The 1,747-nt window shown below is 76.7% G+C and carries 1 protein-coding gene; it reads right to left on the bottom strand.

Annotation, left to right across the window (positions count from 1 at the left end):
* On the bottom strand, positions 1–1,578 hold a 1,578-nt coding region (locus JS521_RS25025; protein WP_205085193.1), incomplete at its 3' end, for a WD40 repeat domain-containing protein.
* Positions 1,579–1,747: the final 169 nt, after the last annotated feature.

Here is a 1,747-nt window from a genome sequence, read left to right as displayed (position 1 = left end):
GGTGGGGGGGGCGGGGCTGCCCGCCCCTGCCCGGGCGCGCGGGGGGGGGGGGGGGGGGGGGGGGGGGGGGGGGGGCCCCGGGGGGGGGCCCCCCCCCCCCCCCCCCCCCCACGTCAGGATGCCGGAGCCCTTCTTGTCGGTCCGCTGCACGGCGAGGGTGACACCGGCCGGGAGGCCGCGGCCCTGCGCCGTCAGCCTGCCGGTGATCTCCAGCCCCTCCCCCTTCGTCGCCTCCGCCGGAGCGCTCAGCGTGATGGCGGTCGGAGCCTTGGCGACCGTGACACCGACCGTGATGTCCTCGGCGGGCCGGTGAACGAGGCTTCCGGTGAAGGAGAGGGTGTAAGTGGCCTCCCCCACGGAAGACGGCACGTCCAGGAGGGTGAACGTACCGTCCGCCTCGACCTCGACGGCGGGCACCGCACGGTCGCCCCGGGCGTCGTGGCGCACCGCCGACACCTTCGCCGGCCCGGCGGGCGCGGGTCCGTCCAGCTCCAGGCGGCCCCGGATGCCGAGCGGTTCGCCGACGACGGGCTGCTTCGGCGTGGTGGTCGGGGAGCCGGTGAAGCGGGCGTCGTACTGGACGGCGGGGGGCTGGATGACGTGCAGCCAGAACTCGTTGCCGTAGACGTTGCTCGTGACCGCGAAGAGCCGCGTCCCGTCCTGGGACCAGCCCAGGCCGCGGGAGGCGACCAGATCGCCCTGGAGAGCGCCCTCGAAGGCGAACTCCACCGGGGTGGTGCGGTCGGCCGGGTCCGCCGGCTGCACCAGCAGGTCGGCGGTGCCCCCGGAGGCCGCGGCGCCCCGCGCGACGTACTTCCCGTCACCCCCGAAGGCGACCGCCGTCGCCGTCGCCCCCTCGGGCAACGGCTGGTAGGGGACCGGCGCGTCGGACAGGTCGGAGGTGTTCAGCAGCCGGGTTCCGGCAGACCCGTCGGCGACGGCGATCCGCTTCCCGTCGGCGGAGAGCGCGAGGTCCCTCAGGTGCAGGGCGCCCTGGCCCTCCGCGCCGGCGAACCGCCGCTGGGGCCCGCGCACCAGGGTGCTGCCGCTCGTGTCGAAGACGGTGAGGAAGGGGTCGGCGACACCGTTGCCGCGGGACTGGCCCATGACGAGCCGGTCGGGCGCCCCGGGGCCCTCCGTCAGCCTCAGCCGCCCCGTGTCGTTCCATTCGGTGCTGACCGCGGTGGTGCCGTCCACCCCGAAGAGCCGGGTGTTCCTGTTGTCGCAGTCGCCGGTGGCCGCCGTCTCGGCGTACCACTGGCGCCCGCCGGCGAAGGCCACGTCACGCGGGCACTCCACGGAGTAGTGGGCACGGACCAGTGCGGTGCGCTGCGCGGTTGCGGTGTCGAACGCGAGGATGCCGTTGGACTGGGAGACGTGGAGCGTGGAGGCGTCCGCGCTCAGGGCCATACCGGTCGGCGAGCTGTCCGTGGGCAGCACGCCCACCTTCGTACCGGCGAAGTCGTAGACCTGCACCTCGCCGCCCGTGCGGCTGCGGCGGTCGTCACTGATGTACAGGCGCTCGTGGACGGAGTCGACCACCAGCTCCGAGTACGAACTGATCGGCAGCTTCGCCACCTTGTCGCCGCCCGCCGCGGTGGCGGCGGCGGCCCGCGCGGCGGGGGGGGGCCCGCCCCCCCCCCCCCCGGGCCCGGGGCGGGCCGCCCGGGCGCGCGCCGGGGGCCCCCCGGGCGGCGGGGGAGACACGGCGGGGGGGGCGCCCCCCCCCCCCACCCCCCCCAACCAC

This window comes from Streptomyces durocortorensis (assembly GCF_016901035.1).
GTDB lineage: Bacteria > Actinomycetota > Actinomycetes > Streptomycetales > Streptomycetaceae > Streptomyces > Streptomyces durocortorensis.
Note: the sequence above shows the minus strand (reverse complement) of the source record. Positions and strands in the feature narration are given on the sequence as shown.